Genomic DNA, 25,383 nt, shown 5'->3' on the forward strand with positions numbered 1-25,383 from the left:
GAGCAGTGAGGCGTGATCGCCAGCATGCATAGTAGGGGGCCGGAACGACGGCAACCCTCTGTAAGAGAAGGGGGCCTGGCCGCGCAGTGGGGGAGAGGGACAGCGGACAGATGGCATCACGACGGGACGAACTCAACGCCTACACCTTCGCGAAGCGAAGGCTGATCGCGCAGTTCGTGCGGCCGAACTCGACCGGCTCGGAAGAGGGTGCGCCCCGTCCGCTGCGCGGGGTGGTGCCCGGGATGATCGTCGCCGTCGTGATCCTCGCGATCTTCGGCGCCTGGGGGATGTTCAAACCGGTGGCGCCCAAGCAGTGGGACACGCCGGGCGAGAACGTCATCATCGCCAGCAAGTCCACGACCCGTTACGTGGTGTTGAAGACCGGGAACCCCGGCAAGATCCAGCTCCACCCGGTTCTGAACATGTCGTCGGCCAAGCTCCTCCTCAACCCTGACAAGGGCAAGGTCATCAACGTCGACGAGTCGGTCCTCGACAACGGCAAGATCGCGCACGGTGCCACTCTCGGCATTCCGTACGCCCCCGACCGCTTGCCCGACGCGAAGGAGGCCGGCGCCGCCAAGCGCTGGGCGGTGTGCGAGCGCCCCGGCGAGGGCGGCCGGGCCATCGAGAAGGCGACGTTCGTCTTCGCGGAGCGCGAGCAGAAGAAGACCGAGGGCGCGAACCGGCTGACCGGCGGCGAGCTGATGTACGTGGAGGGGCCCGACAAGGCCCGCCACATTGTTGACGCCACGGGCAAGGCGTACGAGGTCGACGCGGACGACGACGTGTTGCTGCAACTGGTGGTCGGGGGAGACCGGAAGCCGCAGCGTGTGTCCGCGGCGTGGCTGGCCACGCTGCACCGCGGCGACGCTGTCGAGTTCCCGGAGATCGACGGGACGATCGGCGCCGACGCGGGCATCGGCGGCGAGCTGGACCCCTCACTGGACAAGGTCGGCACGATTCTCACGGCGACGGACGGGACCAAGGACCAGAAGTACGTCGTCCTGGAGGGCCGGGTCGCCCCGATCTCCGACTTCACCGCCAAGCTGCTGCTCGGCAGCCCGGACCTGATCCAGGTCGGCCAGAACGGTAACGCCACGTCCGTCAGCGCCGCGGCGTTCCGGCCCGGCGCCCCGTTCGGGCAGGACAACGACTGGCCGGAGAACGAGCCCGACGCGGTCAACTCCGCGAGCACGGGGGAGGGAAGCCGTAACACCGTGTGCAACGTGCTGCGCGAGGTGGACGCGGACAGCGGTGACACGAAGCTCAGCACGTGGGCCGGCACCGGTTTCCCCGAGACATTGGCGACCGGCGCCACGAGCGCCTACGTCACCCCCGGATCCGGCCAGCTCTTCCGCCAGTTCACGGGTGGCACGACCAAGTCCGGCTTCCTCTTCCTGGTTACGGACACCGGCCTGCGGTACGCGATGCAGTCCAACGGTGACAGCGCGACGGACGACTCGGGGATCGGCGAATCCGGTTCTGAGAAGGAGCGGCAGGCCGCCCGGGACGAGGTGCAGAAGGCGCAGAACAGGCTCGGATACCAGAACGTGGACGCGGCTCCGATGCCCGCCGCCTGGTCCGGGCTCCTGCCGACGGGGCCGAGGCTGTCGACCGGGGCCGCGCGTCAGCCGCAGGGTTCGTGAGGGCGGGGCAGCCATGACAGACACGGACAGCCGCACTCGTACACGCCGCCACGGTCACACACCCCCCGGCGGGAGCGCGCTCACGCCCAACTCCCCACCCACGTACCGTAGGTTGGCAGCGAAGACCACGGCGACGGCGACCGCCTTGACCATCGCCGCCCTCGCGCTCGTGACGCTGTCGGCGCCCACCGCGAGCGCGGACACGGGGCAGTGCTCCTTCCCCGGCGAGAAGTACGAGGGCCGCCCGTGGGCCCTGCAACGCGTCCTGCTGGACGAACTGTGGAAGCAGTCCACCGGCAAGAACGTCAAGGTCGCGGTCATCGACACAGGCGTCGACATCAGGAACCCACAGCTCGCCAAGGCGGTGGACACCGGCGGCGGTGTCAACCTGATGCCCCCGGGCGCCAAGGACGACAACGGGAACAAGCTGGAACGCGGCAACGCGAACGGCACCACCGACGTCGTCGGTCACGGCACCAAGGTCGCCGGCATCATCGCCGCGCGCCCCGCGAAGGGAACCGGTTTCGTCGGCCTCGCGCCCGACGCCACGATCATTCCGATCCAGCAGAACGACGCGTTCGGCAACGGCTCCGCCGAGACGCTCGCCGACGCCATCAACCACGCGATCGAGCAGGACGCCGACGTCATCAACATCTCCCAGGACACGGCGGACGCCGTGGAACCGACAGAGCTGTTGAAGCAGGCGGTGGACGACGCTCTCGCGGCGGAGATCGTCGTCGTCGCGTCGGCGGGCAACGACGGCCTCGACGGCAAGGTCAAGGAGACGTACCCCGCCTCGTACGACGGTGTGCTGGCCGTGGCCGCGTCCGACCGGAACAACGAACGCGCGTCGTTCTCCCAGTCGGGCGAGTTCGTCGGCATCGCGGCGCCGGGGGTCGACATGGTCACGACCGTCCCCGGAGGCGGCCACTGCGCGGACAACGGGACCAGCTTCTCCGCCCCGTACGTCGCGGGAATCGCCGCTCTGATCAAGAGCAAGCACGACGGGTGGACGCAGGAACAGATCGTCGCCCAGATCCAGCAGACGGCGGAGCGCTCGATCCCGGGCCGTGACCGCCTCGTCGGCTGGGGAGTGGTGGATCCGGTCCGTGCGCTGACCGAGGATGACAAGCCGGTCGAGGAACCGGTGGCACACGAAGGAGTGACCAGGGCCGAGGCGCCGACCCCGGCCGAGATCCATCTCAGTGAAACGGCCGAGGAACGGAACTCCCGGCTCGCGACCTACGTCGTTGTCGGGGGCGTCGTCCTGGTGGCGGCGATCACGGGCGGTTCGGTGGCTCTGCGCGATGCAAGGCGCCGGGCGCGGCGGGTTGAGGAGAGTAGGTGAACGGGGTGAGTGGGTTCAGTGGGACGGGCGAGAGCGTCCTCCCGCAATCAAGTCACTCGACCAACAACCCACTTAGTGGTGTCCGAGCGAGTAGCTAGAGTGGTCGCGAGCGATCATCGCGTGTATGCAGAAAGACCGGTTCGCTTGGGTCGCGACGCAGGACAGCAGAAGCAAACGGGGAGGAACGGGCATCGTGCCTGAGTCGGTGGGTGGCATGAGCGGGGGCTCTGATGGCGAGTAATCTTGAGCGCGGCGTCGGAGCGCTGAAGAAGTTCCAGAGTCAGATCAACACCCTGCTCTCGGAGTTCGAGGGCGGCGCGGGCGGCAACGGGGAGATCGCTGCCCAGCGCGTACCACGATCGTCGTTCAGCGGCCCGGGCAAGTTCGACGAGGCCGAAGGCTTCTCCATGCAGTACGAGCGGGTGCACACGTCGCTCATCGCGCTTTCCAAGTCTCTCGGTGACCAGATAGAGCTGCTGAGCATCGGAGTTCACGCGGCCGACGTCGGTTACGACAACGTCGAAGAAGACCTGCGGTACCGCTTCCACTCCATTCAGACGCGCTTGGACGAGCAGCGCGAGGAGCAGGCGAAGCAGCAGAGGCAGGACAGGGGCGAGGCACCCGAGGCGCCGCGCCAGAACGAGACCGGCGGCACGAAGGACTTGGGGTGACGAGACATGAGTGACGAGAAGAAACCGCCGCTCTCTCCCCAGGAGCAGCAGCAGAACGAGGACGCTGCCAAGATCCAGTCAGAGTTCGGTGTGACCGATGCCGCCGAGCGCGCGGTGGCGGCCGTGGACAAGATGGGCTTCGGCTTCGGAAACTCCGGCGGGGTCTTCGCCAGGACGAGCTTCGAGGAGCGGGCGCTCAACGACATGCTCGACCTGCTGGACGGCGCGAACCCCTCGGATCTGGAGAACGCCGGCAAGAACCTCGAACGGGCCAAGAAGAGCCTGAACGACGCCGCGCAGGAACTCAGCGACTTCGTCAGGGCGACGGACTGGCAGGGTGAGGGAGCCACCGAGTTCCAGCGTTACGGCGGCGAACTCGCCGGCTACGCCTGGGGCCTGGCCTCGTTCGCGAACGTCGTCGGCACCCAGATGTCCGTCGCGGCCACCGGCCTGACATCGGTCCGCAACTCCAAACCGCCCCGTGACAACCGGGCCGACCCGAGGCGTCCCAGAGACTTCCCGGTATCGGAGCAGCGGGAGGACAACCCGGAGTACAAGCGGGCTGTTCAGGCGGAGGAGAACCGCCAGGAGGCCATCAACCAGATGAACCGCCTGGCGTCGTTCTACGCGGTGTCGGAGCAGTCGCTGGCGGGGGTGAAGGAGCCGGAGCTGCCGAAGATGCTGGCGGCGGATGTGCCGCGACCGAAGCTGGGCGAGCGGGCCGGCGAAGTCATTTCGGGAGACTCCGGCGGCACGGATGCGCTGGGTTCGTCGCCTCACCAGCCGAGTGCTGTACGAGCCGACGCAGGTGGTACGGGTGGCGTTCCTCGCACCGGTACGGAGGGCTTGGTCACGCAGAACCCGGCCCCGAACACATCGATGGAGATCGACAGCGTCAAGACGCTGCCGCCCACCACGACGAATCCCGGTCCCACGCAACCTCCCACGGCGCCTGTCGGACCAAGCTCTGGGAACCAGCACTTTCCATCGCCACTGGGCCCCAATCTCGGTCCCCCTGTACGTGGCGGCGGCCCTCGTTCGAGCCCTCCGCTCGCGCCGAGGGGCGGAGGCCCCGGGCCGGTCTCCAATGCGAAAACAAGTACTGGAGGGGGCGGTCGCCAGGGCCCCGTCGGGCGCCCGACCCCGATGGGCGGCGGCACCAATTCGGGTTCGCAGTCGAGCCGCGGACCTGTCGGCAGGCCGACAGCCATGGGTCCCGGTGTGGGACGCGCTGGTGGTCCGGGTGCCACCCGGAGTCCCATGGTGGGTCGACCGAGCACCGGGGGGCCACCCATGGGCGGACGTTCCGGTCCGGGATCTTCCTCCGCGCCCCGTACGGGCCGCGCCAACGGCATCGTGGGAGGCACCCCGCAACGCACCTCCGGCGGCGGTACTGGTGCCTCCGGATCGCGCATTCCCAGAGGGAACGTCATCGGAGGCCCAGGTAGCACGACGCAAGGCCGCCCGTCGTCGGCAGCGCGTCCCAGCCAGTCCGGAGTCGTGGGGGCGGGCCCGGCGAAGGGCGCCGTACGGCCCACGGGACGAGGCGTGCCCAGCTCCAACAACGGCGTTGTGGGCACTCCGCGAAGCGGTGGTACATCCCCCAGGTCGGGCGCCGGCGGGTTTACGAATGGAGGCTCGGGGCTGTCCGGTGATCGACACGTGGAGCCGGAGCGCCCCGAACAGCCACGACCGGACCCCAGGGTGGACGAGGCAGAGACACGGGCGGCTCGGCGGCGTGGTGCCGTACCGCCAGTCATCGAATAGGCGCAGCGGAAGGTTCGGAAGTCGGGATGACGGCAGGAATGAGCCAGGTCCGGAAGCGATCCGGGTCGTACGGCCTTCGGCGCGGCCCGCTTTTCGCGGTGGCTGCGATCGGGGCCTCGGCAATGGTCGTGGGCGTTGCAGTTCCGGCGGCGGTTGCCGAGGATATGCAGTCGAAGCAGTGGTATCTCGAAGCCATGCGTACCGACGAGATCTGGGAGTCGGCCACGGGCGAGGGGATCAAGATCGCCCTGATTGACACCGGAGTCAACGCATCGATCCCGTCGCTCAAGGGCCAGGTACTCAAGGGCCTCGATGCCACGGAGACGGATGGGACCACTGACGACTACAGCGGGCACGGGACCACCATGGCCGAGCTCATTGCTGGAACTGGTGAGGGTGGAGGATTGAAAGGCCTGGCACCTGGAGCCGAGATCATCCCAATGCGGATCGCCAACGAGGAGTTCGAGGAGAAACACAACTCGAAGGCCTTCGACAACGCCAGCGCCATCCGTGCGGCTGCCGACAGCGACGCCAAGATTATCAATGTGTCGCTCGGCAGCCAGTTTCTGGAGGCCCAGGAGAAGGCGGCGGTCCAGTACGCGTACAAGAAGGGGAAGCTGTTTTTCGCCGCAGTCGGCAACACTGGCCACAAGGGCAACAAGGCCGAGTACCCGGCCAACTATCCCGAAGTGGTTGGCGTCGCGGCTTCCGACCCTGAGGGTGAGGTTGCCGACACCTCCCAGCACGGCGACTTCGTCGACATCGCGGCCCCCGGCATCGATACGCCGTTCTGGTGCGACGAGACCTTCTCCAAGTACTGCGTGGGTAACGGCGGAACCAGCACAGCCACCGCCCTCGCCTCCGCCTCCGCCGCCCTCATCTGGTCCGCCAACCCCGACTGGACCGCGAACCAGGTCCTGCGGGTCATGTTCGAGTCTGCGGGCCGTGGCGACGACTGGAAGCCCGGCACCGTCAGCAACTACCTCGGGCACGGCATCGTCCGCCCCAACGCGGCCATCAACCGCGGGATCGGCAAACCCGGCGACCCGGACGTCAGCCCCCTGACCAACGAGCGCACGACGGCCGGCGGCTCGTCCGACGCGGGCGCCCCCAAGGAGGGTGCTGCCAAGGACGATGACGCCGCCTCCTCCGCGTCCGGGTCCGACGCGAAGGCCCCGGACGCGGACACGGCCAACGCCGCGAAGGACACCGGCGACGACAGCCAGTTGGGGCTGATCCTCGGGGGAGCCGCGCTCGTCGCCGTGCTTGCCGGGGGCGCTTTCGCCGTCGTACGCAGACGCCGCAGCGCGTGATCGCGCGGCCAAGACCACTCACCGAAGCACCAGCACATACACGCAGCAGCGAGCACATAGGAAAGGGAGACTGACATATGGCAGTCCAGAAGGTCGGCGATCAGAGTCTCAAGGACTTCCAGGACGAGATCACGGTCAAGTTCGAGGACGTCAAGGGACAGCTGAGGAACCTCCAGGGCGTCATCGACAGCCTGGAAGGTGCCTGGAAGGGCATCGGCGCCAGCGCCTTCGACGCGAAGCAGGCCGAGATCAACTCGGGCATGGTCCGCATCGCGAAGATGCTGCTCAACTTCCAGGAAGCGATCCAGGTCACCCGTACCACCGCGGGCAACACCGAGGACGAGGTCTACGCGGCCCTCAACGGTGTCGACGTGACCGCCGGCTTCTCCGGCGACAGCGCCGCCACGGCCAAGGCGACGTCGAACATCGCCGGCTACTGACAGCCCGTCAAACAGCCGTTCAGCACGCACCGCACACATACCGCACCGACACGAAACAGGAGGACCCGTGGCTCAGCAGAACGACGGCACCATGGTCGTGACCTACGGCTCGCTGGAGCAGGCCGCCGGGGTCATCGAGAAGCAGGCCGCCCGGCTCGACGAGAGCCTTGAGGCCATCCAGACGAAGATCCGCGGAGTCTCCGCGACCTTCGAGGGCGAGGCCAAGACCGCGGCCGACGCCGCCCACAAGAAGTGGGACAACGAGACGCGCATGATCCACAACGCGCTCAAGGACATCGCCCGCAAGGTCCGCGAGGCCGGCCCGACCTACCAGGCAGGCGACAAGAAGTCCGCCGGCTACTTCTAGGAACCTCCTGGAAGCGACCGGCAGTTACGGCGACAGGGGGGCACGCGCGGGAGGTGCCCCCCTTTGCCGTGCCTACGGGCGCGTTTACGGCCACGCTTACGCACGTGCAGCGCTCAGCCGCAGGCCCTCAGGGCGTGAGAACCCCGTGTGGCCTACGGCCGGTGCGCCCGCCTACTCAGGCAGTTCGGCGGGGAGGTTGCATTCCGTCTTCTCGTGCGCGAAGCGCGCCGTCTCGACTGCGAGATCCTTCAGACCTTGACGCACCCTGTCCGAAGCCTCGCTCGACCTCAGATCAACGACGACTCTCAGGCTGTATTCGCCGCCCGGTATCGTACCGGCTTTGGCGCAAGGCACCTGAATGGCGACCGTGTTGTCTGCCGTGATGAACCCTCCGGATCCTGCTGCGAAGCTTTCGCGGGCCTCGTCGCCGTCTTCCAGTGAGTACTTCGCCCAGCTGTCCGCAGACTGGGTCTCCATTACCAGCGTGCCGGCGCTCAGAAGCGTTTTCCCCTCACCGTAGACCGTGCAGTCACTCCTGAACGCGTCGCTCTGCTGTGTCACCTGCTCGCCGGTCACTCTGCCTCTGAAGGAATATTCCGGTTCCTTCGGCAGTACCGTTTCGAGCGTCGATGCCGCTTTCGTGGAGTCGCCGAGCGACTCGCAGACCTTGCTTGCTTTTATTTTGCCGCGCTTTTCGAACGGAGGCAGCCCCAGCGCATAGAATGCGGCCGCCGCCAAGCCGACCACCACCAGTGAGGTGAGGGGGATCAGGACCTTCTTCGACATGGAAATCATGTGCTCACTTTTTCGGCTCGAGTTGCCGGGGAGTTCCTTCGCCGTCGATAAAGTCTGAGAGGTTCGTGCGGGCGTTGTTGAAGCCATGCTCCGCCGCGTTCGCGGCAGCATCGACAATGGCCGGCGACGGGTTCTTCGCGCTCTCACCCGCCTTTTCGGCGGCCGTTTCGACAAGGGTGTAAGTGGATTGGCGCGTCGCGTCTATCTCCTGGCCGTTACGGTAGATGACTTCGCCGGAGCTGTCCTTCAGCGCGCCCTCTGTGAGACCGCCGAGAATCTCGTCCACCGCAGTGCCTGCCAGCCCGCCCGCAACGATGCCACCTGGGCCGATGAACGGAGCCGTCGCAAGTCCGACCCCGATGCCGACCCCGGTGCCTACCCAGGTACTGGTGGTCTGGATCGCGTCGTTGAAATCTTGATCCTTCACACCCCCCTCCTCTTCGCTCGCGAACGCACGACCCGCCCCGATCGTCCCTTGGACTTCGCCGCTGACTTTCGCTACACCCTCAATGGCCTGCTTGAGATTGTCGTTGTCGCTGAAGTTGGGGTCCTTGACGAAGGCCTCCGGATTGGCGAAGTGATACTCCATCAGGGACGTTGTGTAGGCGGCCTGGCCGGCGTTGACCGCCGCATATCCCTCGGGATTCTGTCCCACCGCGTAGAGGAACCTGGTGATGTCGACCTCAGGGATCTTCGCCGGCTCACCGACCACCGGAAAGAGGTCGTTCCCTGATTCTTTCCCGGCGTACATACCTCGATTGATGTCAGGCATGTACTCGGCGGCAATCTGACCCACACTGTCGGACATGTAACTGTGCTCGGTGAGTCGGCCCGGGTTTTCCGAGATGGACACCATCACGTTCCTCGCCAGCTCCGCCTGCCCGGCGTTGTGGGCCGGGGTGTCCAGAGTCGGCAGTTCGCCCGCCGGGTGTCCGGTCGTGGCCGCTTCCAGGGCCATCGCCAAGTTGTTCCGGCCGGAGATGCTGTCGTCGCCGTCCTTGTCGCGCTCCGGCGGCCAGTCGCGCTCCTCGAAGAGATAATCGAAGTTGGAGAGAGAAGCCTTGACCTCTTTACCGGTTTTTTCGTCCTCTTCCTTGAAGTCGTGATCCTCGTCCTTCGACAGGAAGGAGTCGTTGAAGAAGTCCGTCGCGGCATCCGGACTGTTCGACAGCGCCTTCAGGTAACCGATCATGGGGTCCGAACCGGAGTCCTCACCCGTGTGGTTGAGATTCGGGTCCATGCCCATCCTGGTCCAGACCGTCGCCCCGTGGCGGCCGTTGCTGGTTGCCGCCTTCTCGGTCTCCATGAGTTCACTGCCGTAGCTCTTGAGGAACTGGTCGTCGAAATTGCCCCAGCGCATCAGGTTGCTCATCACCTGGAAGCCCTGAGTGGTGCTGTTCTTGCTGATGGGCTGACTTCCGAGATCCGTCATCTCCCCCTTCCACCGGTGCATTTCAAGCGTGTCCGCCTGAGTCGCGGTGGCGAGTGTGAGGCTGAGGTTCTTCTGCAGATCGCCGAGCTGTTCGCGGCGTTCGACGTACACGTCCCTGTTTGTGTAGGGATCTGCTATGCCGGCCCAGAACTCCAGCGTCCCCTTGGGGCCCAGCTGCTCTGCGAAGCGCTCGCTGAAGAGTTCGTCGCCGGAGTACTTCTTCAGGCCCGCGTTGAGCGCGTCGAACTCCTTGACCGTCAGGTCTTCCGGGTTCTTCTTCGCGATACGAGCGAGGTTCTCGGCTTCCCTGATCGCGGTGACCGCCGAATCACGGTCCGCGTACTTCTGCCCGGAGAAGCCGTAGTCGGTGAGGTCGACGAGAGCCTTGAGCGACGTGGCCGCCGTGTTGTCCATCTCCGTCGCCTTGTCGAGAATGCCCTGAAGCTCGTCCCGCAGCGCGTCGACGTCCTTCTGGCCGTTCGCGGGCTTCGGGTCGGGACTCGGGGTGACGGTGAAGCCGCTGCCCGCCGACTTGACGGACATGTGGTTGCCGCGCCCGCGCTCGATCGCTTCCTTGAGCAGTCGCTGCTGGGTCTTCAGCTCACCCTGCGTGTCGCGCATGATGTTGCGTATCGACTCGGCCTGGGTGTACGCGTCGTTGAACTCCTCGGCGGTCTTGCCGATGAACTCGCGCGACACCGTGGCGTTGTAGCCGGCCCAGTTGGCCTTGCTCGCCTTGCCGTGGAGCCCGTCCTTGGCGTCGGCCTTGAGGTCGGTGAGTTTGGTGAGCATCTTCGTCCAGTCGCTGACCGTGGTGTCGAGCGACGTGAAACTGGCTGAGTGAAGGGCTTCGAAATCCATGATCCTGTTCCTTTAGTCCTTCTCAGTCCTTCGAGTCTTTCTTGCCCTCGCCGTAGACCTCGTTCTTCTCGCCCGGCTGGGACCACTGCTCGTCGAAGCCCGCATCCAGTGTGGAGATGCTGCTCACATGACGCTCGATGAAGATTTCGTCGCCCTCGTGCGCTTTTTTCGTGAAGTCCATGTGGTTCGAAATGAGCGCGCACGCGTCCATGAGGGAACCGAGCTGCCGGTCCCAGCGCAGCGACACATGACTCAGAGCGCCGCCGAGCGCGAAACCCTGCCCCTTCAGATCACTGCCGGCCGTGTCGGTGCTGGTGACCCGCGCCTCTTCCCACAGTCGGTTGTACAGCTTGAACGCCTCGTCGCCGATCGCCGCCAGGTCCTTCTGGTCGACGCTGAGATCACCGGTCGGATTGCCCGCGTTGGGCCGGTCCTCCTCCGGGATTCCGTTCAGCCGCATCTGCCCCGACCCGTTACCCGCCGCCGATGCCTTCAGCTGGTCCCATTCGTCCCATGCCATCTGGGATTCCTTCCCCCGTGCTCACTGATGGATTTCGCCATTCCGGATCAACCTATTGATGCGCGCCGATCACACGCAAGTGCGGTCCGTCGCAACCGCGTTCAGTCCGGAGACGGCCCCGTACGCGCATCTCCAGACTTCTCACGCCTCGCCCCGTTCCTCACTCCATCCCCGCCAGCCGGAACATCTCGACCGCTTGCCATCCCAGGAACAGCGCCAGTCCGATCAGCGCGAGCTTCCGTCCCCGGATCAGTCCGTCCGACGGCTCGTGGGCCGCCGGGTTGTCGAAGCGGCGTGCCTGGAAGCGCCACCACGCCTTCCGCTGGTCCACGAACGCCAGCCCCAGGAACAGCACCGCGAAGAACGCCGCGAAGATCCCCGCACCCGTCATCGGCCCATCACCGGTGCCACCCGTGCCACCCGTCCCGTCCGCACCGACCGGGGCTCCGGGACCCGCCCCGTCACCGCTCGTCCAGCGACGGCATGAGGCCCGTCTGCACCAGCGGGTTGCCGCGCTGGCGGGAGACGAAGATGCCGCGGCCCGCCGGCATCGGACGCGCCCGTACGCCGCCGAGGATGTCGCCCTCCTGCGGGTCGCCCGAGAGCAGCACGCCCTGCGCGCCGAGCTCCATCATCCGCTGCATGAACGGCTCGTACGAGGCCCTGCTCGCCCCCGCCGCGCTGCGGGCGATGATGAAGCGCACACCCACGTCGCGGGCGAACGGCAGCTGCTCCGTGAGCTTGTTGAGCGGGTTGCCGCTGGACGTCGACACCAGGTCGTAGTCGTCGACGACCACGAACACCGTCGGCCCGCGCCACCAGCTGCGTTCGCGCAACTGCTGCGCCGTGACGTCCGCCGCCGGGGTACGGCGCCGCATCAGGTCCGACAGCGCGTCAACATGGTGCTCCATGTTGTTGGACATCGGCACGTACTCCGCCAGGTGCGACGGCGGCGTCACGTCCAGCAGCGCGCGCCGGTTGTCGATGACGAAGAACTTGGCCGAGTTCCCGTCGTACCGCTCGCACAACTGCTTGATCAGCAGCCGCAGCAGGTTCGACTTGCCGGACTCGCTCTCGCCGAACACCAGGAAGAACGGGTCGCGTTCGAAGTTGACGAAGACCGGCTCCAGCAGATTCTCGTCGATGCCGAAGGCCACGCCGCGCTTCGGCTGCTCGACGCCCGCCGGCAGTGTCGCCGCGTCCAGTTCGCGCGGCAGCAGCCGTACGGCGGGGGCGCCCGGCCCCGTCCAGTGCCGGCCGACCTCCTGCGTCATGGCTGCCGTCGCCTCCGACAGGTCGCTGTCGGAGTTGATGGAGTCGATCCGCGGCACCGCAGCCATGAAGTGCAGCTTCTCCGGCGTCAGACCCCGGCCCGGCACCCCGGTGGGCACGTTGACGGCCGCCTTGCGGTCCAGGTCGGAGTCCATCGTGTCGCCGAGGCGCAGCTCCAGCCGGTTCATCAGGTGGTCCTTGAGGTTGGCGCGCACCTCCATCGAGCGCGACGCCGTGAGCACCACATGGATGCCGTAACCGAGCCCGCGCGCCGCGATGTCGAGGACGGCGGGCTCCAACGCCTCGTAGTCGGTGCGGAAGTTGCCCCACCCGTCGATGATCAGGAAGACGTCGCCCCAGGGCTGGTCCGTGAGCGAGATCTCGCCCCGTTCCCGCATCCTGCGGAAGGTGTTGATGGAGTCGATCCCCGCCGTACGGAAGTACTCCTCGCGGCGTGCCAGGATCCCGTACACCTCGGCCGTCGTACGCCGTACCTTCTCGGGGTCGAGCCGCGACGCCACCCCGCCGACGTGCGGCAGCCCGGCGATCGACGACATGCCACCGCCTCCGAAGTCCAGCCCGTAGAACTGCACCTCCTGCGGCGTGTGCGTCAGCGCGAACCCGGAGACGAGGGTGCGCAGCAGCGTCGACTTGCCGGACTGCGGCCCGCCGACGATCTGCATGTGGCCCGCCGCACCGGAGAAGTCCCGGTACAGGGTGTCGCGCCGCTGCTCGTACGGCTTGTCGACCACGCCCAGCGGCACGACCAGGCGCCCCGCCCCCTCGAAGCCGGGCTGGGTGAGCCCGCGCCCCTCCACGTTCGACAGCCCCGGCAGCAGTTCGTCCAGCGACGGCGGGTTGTCCAGCGGCGGCAGCCACACCTGGTGCGCCTCGGCGCCGCGCCCTTCGAGCCGGCGCACGATCACATCGAGCACCGTGTCGGCCAGCGCGTCGTCCTCGGGGCTGGTACGCGCTTCCGGTACGGCCGGCCGGGCGGTCGGCTGCACGTAGTGCACCGGCACCGGCGCCGCGGTGAACGGCACGGGCCTGCGGTCGACCGGGAGCGGCCCCCCGGTGCCCGCGACCGCCTGCGCGTTCGCCCGGTACACCCCGGAGACGTACGCGGCCTTGAAGCGCACCATCTCGTCGGTGCCGTACTTCAGATACCCGGAACCGGGCACGTTCGGCAGCTGGTACGCGTCCGGCACACCCAGCGCGGCGCGGGACTCCGCGGCCGAGAAGGTGCGCAGACCCACGCGGTACGAGAGGTACGTCTCCAGCCCGCGCAGCCGGCCCTCCTCCAACCGCTGCGACGCCAGCAGGAGATGGACGCCCAGCGAACGTCCGATGCGCCCGATCTGGACGAACATCTCGATGAAGTCCGGCATCGCTGTCAGGAGTTCGCTGAACTCGTCGATGACCAGCACCAGCGACGGGATGGGCTGCAACGGGGAGCCCGCCGCGCGTGCCTTCTCGTAGTCGTGGATGTTGGCGTAGTTGCCCGCGTCGCGCAGCATCTCCTGACGCCGGTTCAGCTCACCGCGGATCGAGTCGCCCATGCGGTCGACCAGCGTGAGGTCGTCCGCGAGGTTGGTGATCACCGCGGCGACGTGCGGCATCTGCGACATGCCGGCGAAGGTGGCACCGCCCTTGAAGTCCGCGAGAACGAAGTTCAGCGTCTCCGAGGAGTGCGTGACGGCGAGGCCCAGCACCAGCGTGCGCAGCAGCTCGGACTTGCCGGAGCCGGTGGCGCCGACACACAGGCCGTGCGGCCCCATGCCCTCCTGCGCCGCCTCCTTCAGGTCCAGCATGACGGGCGCGCCGTCCTCACCGACACCGATGGGCACGCGCAGCCGCTCCGCCTGCGAACGGGGCCGCCACGTGCGGGTGACGTCGACGGACGCCGCGTCCCCGAGGTTCAGCAGATCGGTGAAGTCGAGGTTGGCGAGCAGCGGTTCGTCGTCGTCGTCGCCTCCCGTCGCGGCCCGCAACGGCGCGAGCTGGCGGGCCAGCGCCTCGGCGGCCTCCAGGCTCAGCCGGTCGGGCTCCCCGTCGTACACCATGCCGTGCCCCGACTCCAGCCGCAGCGAGTCGGGATGCACCACCACGGCCAGGCCGCCGCGCGCACCGGTGACCTCGCCCGGTACGACCTCGACGACCGTGACACCCTGCAGCCCCTCCGGCGCCGCGAGCGCCGACACAGGGGGCAGCGAGAGGCCGTCCAGGACGACGACGATGTGCGGCTGGTCCAGCAGCGGATGCCCGCCGGACTGGAAGCGCGGACGGCCCTCCAGCCGCCCCGCCAGCATCTCCTCCAGCTCCCGCACGTCGGAGGTGATCAGCCGGCGGCTGCCCGCCCCGTCACCGGGGCCTTGGGCCTGCACGTGGGGCAGCCACTTCGCCCACTCCCACCCCGACGCCGCGCCCCGTCCGGTCACGACGGCGATGACCAGGTCCTCGGGGGAGTGCAGTGAGGCGAGCGAACCGACCATCGCGCGCGCCGTGGAACGCACCGACTCGGCCTCGCCGGTGACGGTCAGGTGGTAGAAGGCGCGCAGCGAGACAGCCATCGGCAGACCGTCCAGCACGCTGTGCGCGTTGAGGAACTGCTGCATCGCCCCGGCGGTCAGCGGCTCCAGCTCGTCCACGGGGGCGGTTTCGGGGGCGATGAGCGGGGTGGCGAGCTGCTGACTGCCCAGCCCGATGCGTACCTGCCCGAAGTCTTCGTCGGCGACCCGCCGTTCCCACACCCGGCTGCCCTCGGCGACCAGCGCCCACAGCTGCTCCGGGGACGGGTGCAGGTAGTACTGCGCGTCCCGTTGCAGATGCGCCGTCCGCAGCACCGTACGCCGCGTCTGCGTCAGGTACTTGAGGTAGTCACGCCGCATGTCGGCCAGTTCGCCCTGCGTCCCGCGCCGGTGCCGCACGAGCATCGCGATGGCCATGGCGATCGTCGAGGCGATCATCACCATGCCCATGATGCGCATGATCGGATTCGGCGTCATGAAGAAGAAGACGACCGAACCGCCCATACCCAGCATCGGGAGCAACTGCATGAGCGCACCCTCCTGCTGCCCTCTGGGCAGCGGCGGAGGGGGTTGCACCTGCATCTGCTCGCCGGGTACGTCGGCGGGCAGAGCCCGCGGCGGGCGCTTGACGACGATCTGACTCACTGCTCACCAATTCCCTTGCCGGACGGAAAAGTTCCCACCGGCGCCCCCGTGGCGACGGGCCTCCATCCGCGGGCAAGGATCCTACTTGCGTGGGTGTCCACCGCCCGGCGGTAGGGTGACCGGACGCGTTTGCGCAGCGATGAACTTCCGCAAAAAACGGGTCATTCACAGCGCAACGCGGGCATCGGGCGCATGGGAACCACGAGGGGATGCAGCACGTGAGTATGACGGCCCAAGCGGCGGCCACCGGCACCGGTCAGCCGGGCGCACCGGCCCCGTCCAGCGGGGGGACCGGCTTCTGCCGGATCACCGTTGTCGCCCCGGACGGCCGCATCGACGTGGCCCTGCCCGAGGACATCCCCGTGGCCGACCTCCACCCGGAGATCCTGCGGCTCTCCGGTCAGAGCCCGGAGGCGGGCGCCCCCGTCGGGTACCACCTCGTACGCCGCGACGGCACCGTCCTCGACAGCGCCCGCTCCCTGGCCTCCCAGCGCATCCTCGACGGCGAACTGCTGTCGCTGCGGCCCTTCGCGGAATCCCTGCCCCCGGCGGTCTTCGACGACGTCTCCGACGCCGTCGCGTCCGCGGTCGCCCGCGACCGCACCCTGTGGACCGACAGCGCCATGCGTGGCGCAGGCCTCTTCGGCGGCTCCGTCCTGCTGACGCTGCTCGCCTTCGTGCTGTGGACCGCGGACCCCCGCCACGACACACACGGCCTTCCGGGCATCCTGGCCGGCGTCACCGCCGTCCTGCTGCTCGCCCTCGCCGGCGTACGGGCCCGGGTGTACGACGACCGGGGCTCGTCCGTCGCGCTCGGCATCGGCTCGATGGCCAACGCCGCCGTCGCCGGCTCCGGACTGCTGCCCTTCGCGGACGGACAGGGCATCGGCAGACTCCAGTTCCTGCTCGCCTGCGCCGCCGTACTGGTCGCCTCGGTGATCCTGGTGATCGTCACCCCCGCCGGCGACAGCCCCTTCGTCGCGTTCGTGTTCGTTTCGACCGTCGGCCTCCTGGTGACGTTCATCGCCATCACGACCGACATGGCGCCCGCCGAGACCGCCGCCGTCTGCGCCGCGCTCTCCGTAGGAACACTCGCCTTCCTGCCCGGCCTCTCCACCCGCTTCGCCCGGCTCCCCATCGGGTTCGAGCCGCCCCGCACGACCGCCGGAGACTACGGGACCGACCCCGTGCCCCCCGCGCCCGTCGACCCCGAGCGCGTCGCCGCCCAGGCCCGGCGCGGCCACGAACTGCTCGTCGGCCTGGTCGGCGGCTGCGCGCTGGTCGCCGTCGGCGCCGCCGCCGTACTCGGCTTCTCCGACGGCGTCTGGGGTCAGCTCCTCGCCCTCGCCACCGGCATCGCCATGCTGATGCGCGCCCACCTCTTCAGCTATACGGCGCAGGTCGGCTGCGCCCTTGCCGCGGGACTCGGCGCCCTCGTCCTGCTGGGACTCGGTCTCTGCCTCAATCCCCCGGAGGGGCTGATCCGCGAGGCCCTGCGCGGGGACGGCGCCGGCCTCGACATCCGTACGGTCTGGCTGACCGCGGCCATCGCCGGGATCGCCGCACTGATCATCGCCATAGGGCTGATCGTCCCCCGCAAGGGCGTCACCCCCTTCTGGGGCCGCTTCCTGGAGATCGCCGAATCCTTCGTACTACTGACGGTCGTTCCCCTGTGCCTCGCGGTGTTCGACGTCTACCACTCCATCCGTGCGTTGACGTCCTGACTGGCTGGTACGCTGGGTGACGGCCGTTTGTGTACGCGTTCCGGTCCGACCGGAAAAAGCGACCCCGTCAACGGCAGCTCATCCCCGCCATCCGAGTAACCGAAGATCCCCAGCGAATTCGACCTGGGGCACTCGATGGCCACGAAGACCCACGAGGAGTACGCGTGCCGCTTGCCGCCGCTACGAAGAAGCAGATCATGTCGGAGTTCGCCACCAAGGAAGGCGACACCGGCTCCCCCGAGGTCCAGGTCGCGATGCTCTCGCGCCGCATCTCGGACCTGACCGAGCACCTGAAGACGCACAAGCACGACCACCACTCCCGCCGCGGTCTGCTCATCCTGGTCGGCCAGCGCCGCCGCCTGCTGCAGTACCTGGCGAAGAAGGACATCCAGCGCTTCCGTGCGCTGGTCGACCGCCTGGGCATCCGCCGCGGTGCGGCCGGCGGCGCCAAGTAGCACGCCGTGAAGGGAGCGGTTCCCACACACCGGGAACCGCTCCCTTCGCCGTATGCGCACGAAGCTCAGTAACCTGTTCGCAGGAGCACAGCTCCCGGACACCGCTGAGAAGCAGTGCCGCGACAACCGCACCACGAGCACGATCAGCACCACCCCGCATGACAGAAGGCACCACCCACTGACGAGGGGAAGCGCCCCTCCGCCGCCGCCGGTCCTCGGTAGTGGCCCCCGGAACGGCGCGGCGAACGCCGCCCGCGGCCCTCGCCGCCGCCCCGGGAGCTTCGATCGAAGACCGGCCCGCACCAAGGAGCGCTTCTCCGCCTGTCCCCCGCCACACGGGCGCGGGACGAAAGACGACAACGACAAGCAACGGAGAACCACTGGTGGAGAACGAGACCCACTACGCCGAAGCCGTTATCGACAACGGCACGTTCGGCACCCGCACCATCCGCTTCGAGACGGGCCGCCTGGCCAGGCAGGCCGCCGGCTCCGCCGTCGCGTATCTGGACGACGACACCATGGTGCTGTCGGCCACCACCGCTTCCAAGAAGCCCAAGGACCAGCTCGACTTCTTCCCCCTCACGGTGGACGTCGAGGAGCGGCAGTACGCGGCCGGCAAGATCCCCGGCTCGTTCTTCCGCCGCGAGGGCCGGCCCTCCGAGGACGCGATCCTCACCTGCCGCCTCATCGACCGGCCGCTGCGCCCCTCCTTCAAGAAGGGCCTGCGCAACGAGATCCAGATCGTCGAGACGATCATGGCGCTCAACCCCGACCACCTGTACGACGTGGTCGCGATCAACGCCGCCTCCTGCTCCACGCAGCTGGCCGGCCTGCCCTTCTCCGGTCCGATCGGCGGCACCCGTGTCGCCCTGATCAAGGGCCAGTGGGTCGCGTTCCCGACGCACACCGAGCTCGAGGACGCCGTCTTCGACATGGTCGTCGCCGGCCGCGTCCTGGAGGACGGCGACGTCGCGATCATGATGGTCGAGGCCGAGGCCACCACGAAGACCATCCAGCTCGTCGCCGACGGCGCGGACGCTCCCACCGAGGAGATCGTCGCCGCCGGTCTGGAAGCCGCGAAGCCCTTCATCAAGGCGCTCTGCAAGGCCCAGGCCGACCTCGCCGCCAAGGCCGCCAAGCCCACCGGCGAGTTCCCGGTCTTCCTCGACTACCAGGACGACGTCCTGGAGGCCCTCACCGCCGCCGTGAAGAGCGAGCTGTCCCAGGCGCTCACCATCGCCGGCAAGCAGGACCGCGAGGCCGAGCTGGACCGCGTCAAGGAGCTCGCCGCCGAGAAGCTGCTCCCGCAGTTCGAGGGCCGCGAGAAGGAGATCTCCGGTGCGTACCGCGCGCTGACGAAGTCCCTGGTCCGCGAGCGCGTCATCAAGGACAAGGTCCGCATCGACGGCCGCGGCGTCACGGACATCCGTACGCTCGCCGCCGAGGTCGAGGCCATCCCGCGCGTGCACGGCTCCGCGCTGTTCGAGCGTGGCGAGACCCAGATCCTGGGCGTCACCACCCTCAACATGCTCCGCATGGAGCAGCAGTTGGACACCCTCTCGCCGGTGACCCGCAAGCGCTACATGCACAACTACAACTTCCCGCCGTACTCCGTGGGTGAGACCGGCCGCGTCGGTTCGCCGAAGCGCCGCGAGATCGGCCACGGAGCGCTCGCCGAGCGCGCCATCATGCCGGTGCTGCCGACGCGCGAGGAGTTCCCGTACGCGATCCGCCAGGTCTCCGAGGCGCTGGGCTCCAACGGCTCGACGTCCATGGGCTCGGTCTGCGCCTCCACCATGTCGCTGCTGAACGCCGGTGTGCCCCTCAAGGCCCCCGTCGCCGGTATCGCCATGGGCCTGATCTCCCAGGAGATCGACGGCAAGACGCACTACGTCGCCCTCACCGACATCCTCGGTGCGGAGGACGCCTTCGGCGACATGGACTTCAAGGTCGCCGGTACGAAGACGTTCGTCACCGCGCTCCAGCTCGACACCAAGCTCGACGGCATCCCCGCCTCGGTCCTGGCCGCCGCGCTGAAGCAGGCCCGCGACGCACGCCTCCACATCCTCGATGTGATGAACGAGGCCATCGACGTCCCGGACGAGATGTCCCCGAACGCCCCGCGGATCATCACCGTCAAGATCCCCGTGGACAAGATCGGTGAGGTCATCGGCCCCAAGGGCAAGATGATCAACCAGATCCAGGAGGACACCGGCGCCGACATCACGATCGAGGACGACGGCACCATCTACATCGGTGCCGCCGACGGACCGGCCGCCGAGGCCGCCCGCGCCACGATCAACGGCATCGCCAACCCGACCATGCCGGAGGTCGGCGAGCGCTACCTGGGCACGGTCGTCAAGACCACCACCTTCGGTGCGTTCGTGTCGCTGCTTCCCGGCAAGGACGGTCTGCTGCACATCTCGCAGATCCGCAAGCTCGCCGGCGGCAAGCGCGTGGAGAACGTCGAGGACGTCCTCGGTATCGGCCAGAAGGTCCAGGTCGAGATCGCCGAGATCGACCAGCGCGGCAAGCTCTCCCTGATCCCCGTGGTCGAGGGCGAGGACGAAGAGAAGAACGACAAGCAGGACGACCAGAAGGACGAAGCCTCCCAGTGACGTTTCGTAGTTCCACGACGACGGCCCGCACCTCCTCGGAGGTACGGGCCGTCGCCCGTACCCAAACCCTCCTGGAGGGGCAGAACGGCATCGGCACCGTCCGCCGCACGACCCTCCCCGGCGGCCTGCGCGTCGTCACCGAGACCCTGCCGTCCGTACGGTCGGCGACCTTCGGCATCTGGGTACAGGTCGGCTCACGCGACGAGACGCCCACGCTCAACGGCGCCACGCACTATCTGGAACACCTCCTCTTCAAGGGCACCAAGAAGCGCAGCGCCCTCGACATCTCCTCCGCCATAGACGCGGTGGGCGGCGAGATGAACGCCTTCACGGCGAAGGAGTACACCTGCTACTACGCGCGCGTGCTCGACACCGACCTCCCCCTGGCCATCGACGTCGTGTGCGACATGCTCACGGGCTCGCTCATCGAGGCCGAGGACGTCGACGCCGAGCGCGGCGTCATCCTCGAAGAGATCGCCATGACCGAGGACGACCCGGGCGACTGCGTGCACGACCTCTTCTCGCACACCATGCTCGGCGACACCCCCCTCGGCCGCCCCGTCCTGGGCACCGTCGACACCGTCAACGCCCTGGACCGCACCCGGATCGCCCGCTTCTACAAGAAGCACTACGACCCGACGCACCTGGTCGTCGCCGCCGCCGGCAACGTCGACCACGCCACCGTCGTACGGCAGGTACGCCGCGCCTTCGAGAAGGCCGGCGCCCTCTCCCGTACGGACGCCGTCCCGGTCGCTCCGCGCGAGGGCCGCCGCGACCTGCGCACCGCCGGCCGCGTCGAGCTGCTGAACCGCAAGACGGAGCAGGCCCACATCGTCCTCGGTATGCCGGGCCTCTCCCGCACCGACGAGCGCCGGTGGGCCCTCGGGGTCCTCAGCACGGCCCTCGGCGGCGGCATGAGCTCACGGCTCTTCCAGGAGGTGCGGGAGAAGCGTGGCCTCGCCTACAGCGTGTACTCGTACACCTCCGGCTTCGCCGACTGCGGACTCTTCGGCGTCTACGCGGGCTGCCGCCCCAGCCAGGTCCACGACGTGCTGAAGATCTGCCGCGACGGGCTGGACCAGGTCGCGTCCGAAGGACTCGGCGACGAGGAGATCGGCCGCGCCGTCGGGCAGCTCTCCGGCTCCACCGTCCTCGGCCTGGAGGACACCGGCGCGCTGATGAACCGCATCGGCAAGAGCGAGCTGTGCTGGGGCACCCAGATGTCCGTGGACGACATGCTCGCGCGGATAGCGGCCGTCACCCCCGACGACGTGCGCGCCGTGGCACGCGACGTACTGGGACAGCGCCCCTCGCTGTCGGTGATCGGGCCTCTCAAGGACAAGCAGGCCGACCGCCTCGACGAGGCAGTCGCCTGACCCCCGTCCTCCCAGCCTCCTAAGGAAGCGAAGCGATGAGCACCAAACTGCGGGTGGCCGTTCTCGGCGCCAACGGCCGGATCGGCTCCGAGGCCGTACGGGCCGTCGAGGCCGCCGACGACATGGAACTGGTCGCGGCCCTCGGGCGCGGCGACAAACTGGAGACCCTCGTCGACACGGGAGCCCAGGTCGCCGTCGAACTGACCACTCCCACCGCGGTGATGGGCAACCTCGACTTCCTCGTACGCCACGGCATCCACGCCGTCGTCGGCACCACCGGCTGGACCGACGACCGACTGGCGCAGCTGGAGACGGTGCTGGCGGGCTCCCCGGAGACGGGCGTGCTCATCGCGCCCAACTTCTCCGTCGGCGCCGTCCTCACCATGAAGTTCGCGCAGGCGGCGGCCCGTTACTTCGAGTCCGCCGAGGTCGTCGAGCTGCACCATCCCAACAAGGCCGACGCCCCGTCGGGCACCGCCGCCCGCACTGCCCAGCTGATCGCCGCCGCCCGCGCCGAGGCCGGCTCCCAGCCCCAGCCCGACGCCACGGTCACGTCGCTGGACGGGGCGCGCGGCGCGGACGTCGACGGGGTCCGGGTGCACTCCGTACGGCTCCGGGGGCTGCTCGCCCACCAAGAGGTCCTGCTCGGCGGCGAGGGGGAGACCCTCACCATCCGCCACGACTCCCTGCACCACAGCAGCTTCATGCCGGGGATCCTCCTCGGCGTCCGCCGGGTGGGCCGCACACCGGGCCTCACCTTCGGCCTGGAACGCTTCCTCGATCTGAACCTGCCGGACTGACCACCGTGCGCGCCAAGATCATGTATTTCGTCATGGCCACCGTCCTCGTCGGCTTCTTCGTCCTGGCCGGTGGCCGCGGCGTCGCGCTCATCGGCATCGGTACGCCGCTGACCGTCACGTTCGGGATCGCGGTGCTGGTCCTGCCGGTGATCGGAGCCTGGTTCCTCTGGCAGAACACCCGGTTCGTCCAGCGGGCCAACCGGCTCGCCGCCGAGCTGGACGCCGAGGGCGGTCTGCCGGTCGACGAACTGGTGCGCACCGCGAGCGGCCGCGTCGACCGGGCGTCGGCCGACGCCGTGTTCGCCGCCCGCCGCGCCGAGACCGAGGACACCCCGGGGGACTGGCGCTGCTGGTTCCGCCTCGCGGTCGCCTACCGCGACGCCGGCGACACTCCCAGGGCCCGTGAGGCGATGCGCCACGCCATCGCGCTGCACGGGGCGATCCCGGCGACGGCCGCGGAGTGACGAGGAACTGAAGCCCGCGGCAGGACGAACAGAGGGCGCCGCGATGTCACGGCGCCCTCGGTCGAACAGCTCCAAGACCGATCGGCCCGGCGTGATCCGTCCCGTCAGTCCCCGGTACAAGGCGCCCGTTCGGTGCCCGATCGGCGTCCGTTCAGGGTCCGTTCCGCTGTCCGTCCTTCGGCCAACTCGCGACCACGGTGCGCCGGTTCAGCCGCGCCGGTACTCGTCGCCCCACGCCTCGACGGAGTCCGCAGCCCGGTCGAAGGCCCCGGGGCGCGACAGGAAGTCCGCGTTGTGATCCGTGAGCAACAGCCGCTTCTCGCCGTCACGGAGCACGAGCAGGAGCGCCTGCCCCTGCACCGTCCGCGGCAGCCCCAGCCAGCGCACCGGCTGCTGCACCGTACGGACCTCCACGGCCTCTCTCCACGGCACGGTCTTGGTCGTGAGCAGCCCCACGCGCCGTACGCCGTGGAGGCTGACCCACGCGCCCACCCGCAGCAGTCGCAGCGCTGCGGCGATCATCACCAGCGCGATGCCGAGGCACACGGCGGCGCCGGACGCCGCCCCGGCGAACGCGATGATCATCGTCGCGAGCAGTACGAACGAGGCGAGCAGCAGGAGCAGCGCGGACGCGCCCACCCGCCACGGTCCCGGACGGTACGGGCGGCGCCAGCTGTCGTGGTCGTCGAACGGGAGCGCGACGTCGTCGCCGGTCGCGTCAAACGCACGGTCGGCCGTCAGGAAGGGCAGGGGCACGACTGATCCTCACTCACAAGCACGCTCGATCGGGCGGTGCTGGCTGAGGTTATCGAGGAGCCCCCGGGCAGGACCACTCAGGGGGGCCGGACGGGTCAGCGGCCCTGGGACGCCGTGGGCTGCTGCGTCTGCCCGGAGGACCGACCCGATTCGAGGGACGGCAGCCCGAACAACAGCGAACCCGTGAGCCCGGCCGCGATGACCAGCCCGATGAGTGTGCGACTCATCAGCTCGGATCGGCTGATCCGTTGCCTGGGAGGTGGAGTGACGTTACTGCGGAAGCGGTCGGCCTCGGCGACGAATGCGAACGGGACGGCTTCACGCCGGCGGAACATGGGGGCGAACTCCTTGCGGTCGTGCGAGGGAAGGTCGGGCGGTGGCGGGCGAGGTGCTGCGGCGCCGCTACTGAGTCAGACGCGTGGAACGGTCATTTGGTGCCCGATTCCGCCGAACTGACGAACAACCGCACGACCTGCGGACGCGCGTCGGCTACGTCCACCCGTACGGTGCCGCGTGTGACCGGAGCCGTCGGCAGTGGCTCGAGTGCCTGGTCGTAGAGTGGGCGCCGCCCGTTGGACGTGACAGGAAGGACCCCGCCGGTGAGTGAGATCTCCGCCGAGACCAAGCCCAGCTTCCGCAGTGAGGTGACCGTCGACCTGGTGAAGCACAGCGCGGGCGACTCGGACGTCCTGTGGGCGGCTCGCGTCTCCACGGCGGGCGAGCAGTCCCTGGAGGAGCTCTCGAAGGACCCCGAGCGTTCCAAGGGCCTCATCAACTTCCTGATGCGCGACCGCCACGGCAGCCCCTTCGAGCACAACTCGATGACCTTCTTCGTCAGCGCCCCGATCTTCGTCTTCCGCGAATTCATGCGGCACCGGGTCGGCTGGTCCTACAACGAGGAATCCGGGCGTTACCGGGAGCTCCAGCCCGTCTTTTACGTCCCCGACACCTCGCGCAAACTCGTCCAGGAGGGCCGCCCCGGCAAGTACGTCTTCGTCGACGGAACCCAGGAGCAGCAGAACCTCACCGAGCGCACGATGACGGAGTCGTACCGCCGGGCGTACGAGGCGTACCAGGAGATGCTGGCGGCCGGTGTCGCCCGCGAGGTGGCCCGCGCGGTGCTGCCCGTGGGCCTCTACTCGTCGATGTACGCGACGTGCAACGCACGCTCGCTCATGCACTTCCTCGGGCTGCGCACCCAGCACGAGGCGGCGAAGGTGCCGTCCTTCCCGCAGCGGGAGATCGAGATGGTCGGCGAGAAGATGGAGGAGCAGTGGGCGCGGCTCATGCCGCTCACGCACGCCGCCTTCAACGGCAACGGCAGGGTGGCGCCGTAGGGTGTCGTGGCCCCGCAGGGCTGGCATTGCGCACAGATGTGCCACCGAGGTGCCCAGTGTCCGGATTGCGGCGTTTCGAGTAGTTCATCTAGGCTGATCAGACGGACCCGGCACTGCCTGAACCCCCGAGCAGTCAGTGCCGGGCTCCGTACACCGCCCCTCAAGGGGATTCGTCACCGCGAGTCACGGGCAGCCCCACGGCTCCCGTCATCCCAGAGCCCGCGCCGTCACCGCGGGCCCACGACCTG

At 68.4% G+C, this 25,383-nt stretch carries 21 protein-coding genes; 14 read left to right on the plus strand and 7 right to left on the minus strand.

Annotation, left to right across the window (positions count from 1 at the left end):
- The first annotated feature begins 110 nt into the window (after positions 1 to 110).
- The 7 genes from eccB to SSPS47_RS25505 all read left to right on the plus strand — a co-directional run bounded on the left by eccB (position 111) and on the right by SSPS47_RS25505 (position 7,552).
- Positions 111 to 1,646, plus strand: a complete 1,536-nt coding sequence (gene eccB / locus SSPS47_RS25475; protein ID WP_164253012.1) for a type VII secretion protein EccB — start codon at positions 111 to 113, stop codon at positions 1,644 to 1,646.
- A 112-nt stretch (positions 1,647 to 1,758) separates the two neighbouring features.
- On the plus strand, positions 1,759 to 2,994 hold the full coding sequence (mycP, locus tag SSPS47_RS25480; protein ID WP_343234904.1) for a type VII secretion-associated serine protease mycosin: 1,236 nt from the start codon (positions 1,759 to 1,761) through the stop codon (positions 2,992 to 2,994).
- A 230-nt stretch (positions 2,995 to 3,224) separates the two neighbouring features.
- The gene (locus SSPS47_RS25485; RefSeq protein ID WP_147878821.1) at positions 3,225 to 3,665 is read left to right on the plus strand and encodes a hypothetical protein; all 441 of its coding nucleotides are present in this window, start codon (positions 3,225 to 3,227) and stop codon (positions 3,663 to 3,665) included.
- 6 nt (positions 3,666 to 3,671) lie between these two features.
- The gene (locus SSPS47_RS25490; RefSeq protein ID WP_164253014.1) at positions 3,672 to 5,432 is read left to right on the plus strand and encodes a hypothetical protein; all 1,761 of its coding nucleotides are present in this window, start codon (positions 3,672 to 3,674) and stop codon (positions 5,430 to 5,432) included.
- A gap of 26 nt (positions 5,433 to 5,458) precedes the next feature.
- Positions 5,459 to 6,745: a S8 family serine peptidase gene (locus SSPS47_RS25495; RefSeq protein ID WP_164253015.1), complete on the plus strand. Its 1,287-nt coding sequence runs from the start codon at positions 5,459 to 5,461 to the stop codon at positions 6,743 to 6,745.
- Between the two features lie 77 nt (positions 6,746 to 6,822).
- Positions 6,823 to 7,185, plus strand: coding sequence for a WXG100 family type VII secretion target (locus tag SSPS47_RS25500; RefSeq protein ID WP_147878818.1), 363 nt, complete (start codon positions 6,823 to 6,825; stop codon positions 7,183 to 7,185).
- Between the two features lie 91 nt (positions 7,186 to 7,276).
- A complete protein-coding gene (locus tag SSPS47_RS25505; RefSeq protein ID WP_147878842.1) occupies positions 7,277 to 7,552 on the plus strand; it encodes a WXG100 family type VII secretion target in 276 nt (91 codons plus the stop codon).
- A gap of 171 nt (positions 7,553 to 7,723) precedes the next feature.
- Here the strand turns inward: SSPS47_RS25505 and SSPS47_RS25510 are convergent, their stop codons facing one another.
- From SSPS47_RS25510 to eccCa, 5 genes are all read right to left on the minus strand, one after another.
- Positions 7,724 to 8,338, minus strand: coding sequence for a hypothetical protein (locus tag SSPS47_RS25510; protein ID WP_164253016.1), 615 nt, complete (start codon positions 8,336 to 8,338; stop codon positions 7,724 to 7,726).
- Positions 8,339 to 8,351: 13 nt separating this feature from the next.
- Positions 8,352 to 10,640: a DUF6571 family protein gene (locus SSPS47_RS25515; RefSeq protein WP_164253017.1), complete on the minus strand. Its 2,289-nt coding sequence runs from the start codon at positions 10,638 to 10,640 to the stop codon at positions 8,352 to 8,354.
- Positions 10,641 to 10,662: 22 nt separating this feature from the next.
- A complete protein-coding gene (locus SSPS47_RS25520; protein WP_164253018.1) occupies positions 10,663 to 11,160 on the minus strand; it encodes a hypothetical protein in 498 nt (165 codons plus the stop codon).
- A gap of 160 nt (positions 11,161 to 11,320) precedes the next feature.
- Complete coding sequence (locus SSPS47_RS25525) at positions 11,321 to 11,551, minus strand: hypothetical protein (RefSeq protein ID WP_164253019.1); 231 nt, start codon at positions 11,549 to 11,551, stop codon at positions 11,321 to 11,323.
- A gap of 70 nt (positions 11,552 to 11,621) precedes the next feature.
- Complete coding sequence (gene eccCa, locus SSPS47_RS25530) at positions 11,622 to 15,605, minus strand: type VII secretion protein EccCa (protein ID WP_164253020.1); 3,984 nt, start codon at positions 15,603 to 15,605, stop codon at positions 11,622 to 11,624.
- Positions 15,606 to 15,829: 224 nt separating this feature from the next.
- Here eccCa and eccD point away from each other — a divergent pair, with 224 nt between their 5' ends.
- From eccD to SSPS47_RS25560, 6 genes are all read left to right on the plus strand, one after another.
- The gene (eccD, locus tag SSPS47_RS25535; protein WP_164253021.1) at positions 15,830 to 17,329 is read left to right on the plus strand and encodes a type VII secretion integral membrane protein EccD; all 1,500 of its coding nucleotides are present in this window, start codon (positions 15,830 to 15,832) and stop codon (positions 17,327 to 17,329) included.
- A 164-nt stretch (positions 17,330 to 17,493) separates the two neighbouring features.
- Positions 17,494 to 17,784 carry a 30S ribosomal protein S15 gene (gene rpsO, locus SSPS47_RS25540; protein ID WP_023538273.1) on the plus strand — a complete coding sequence of 97 codons (291 nt, stop codon included), beginning with the start codon at positions 17,494 to 17,496 and terminating at the stop codon, positions 17,782 to 17,784.
- Between the two features lie 383 nt (positions 17,785 to 18,167).
- The gene (locus tag SSPS47_RS25545) at positions 18,168 to 20,402 is read left to right on the plus strand and encodes a polyribonucleotide nucleotidyltransferase (protein ID WP_147878811.1); all 2,235 of its coding nucleotides are present in this window, start codon (positions 18,168 to 18,170) and stop codon (positions 20,400 to 20,402) included.
- The gene (locus SSPS47_RS25550) at positions 20,399 to 21,778 is read left to right on the plus strand and encodes a pitrilysin family protein (protein ID WP_078074766.1); all 1,380 of its coding nucleotides are present in this window, start codon (positions 20,399 to 20,401) and stop codon (positions 21,776 to 21,778) included. Before SSPS47_RS25545 ends, SSPS47_RS25550 begins: the two co-directional genes overlap by 4 nt.
- A 35-nt stretch (positions 21,779 to 21,813) precedes the next feature.
- The gene (dapB, locus tag SSPS47_RS25555) at positions 21,814 to 22,578 is read left to right on the plus strand and encodes a 4-hydroxy-tetrahydrodipicolinate reductase (protein ID WP_164253022.1); all 765 of its coding nucleotides are present in this window, start codon (positions 21,814 to 21,816) and stop codon (positions 22,576 to 22,578) included.
- A gap of 5 nt (positions 22,579 to 22,583) precedes the next feature.
- Positions 22,584 to 23,042, plus strand: a complete 459-nt coding sequence (locus SSPS47_RS25560; RefSeq protein ID WP_147878809.1) for a tetratricopeptide repeat protein — start codon at positions 22,584 to 22,586, stop codon at positions 23,040 to 23,042.
- Positions 23,043 to 23,249: 207 nt separating this feature from the next.
- Here the strand turns inward: SSPS47_RS25560 and SSPS47_RS25565 are convergent, their stop codons facing one another.
- Both SSPS47_RS25565 and SSPS47_RS25570 read right to left on the minus strand, forming a co-directional pair.
- Entirely contained in the window at positions 23,250 to 23,798 is a 549-nt protein-coding gene (locus tag SSPS47_RS25565) for a hypothetical protein (protein WP_164253023.1), read from the minus strand.
- A gap of 95 nt (positions 23,799 to 23,893) precedes the next feature.
- Positions 23,894 to 24,133, minus strand: coding sequence for a hypothetical protein (locus SSPS47_RS25570; RefSeq protein ID WP_147878807.1), 240 nt, complete (start codon positions 24,131 to 24,133; stop codon positions 23,894 to 23,896).
- A gap of 264 nt (positions 24,134 to 24,397) precedes the next feature.
- Between SSPS47_RS25570 and thyX the strand changes: the two genes are divergently transcribed.
- Positions 24,398 to 25,135 (plus strand): FAD-dependent thymidylate synthase, encoded by a 738-nt coding sequence (gene thyX, locus SSPS47_RS25575; RefSeq protein ID WP_164253024.1) that lies wholly within the window; start codon positions 24,398 to 24,400, stop codon positions 25,133 to 25,135.
- Positions 25,136 to 25,383 lie beyond the last annotated feature (248 nt).

The sequence above is a fragment of the Streptomyces sp. S4.7 genome, assembly GCF_010384365.1.
Lineage (GTDB): Bacteria > Actinomycetota > Actinomycetes > Streptomycetales > Streptomycetaceae > Streptomyces.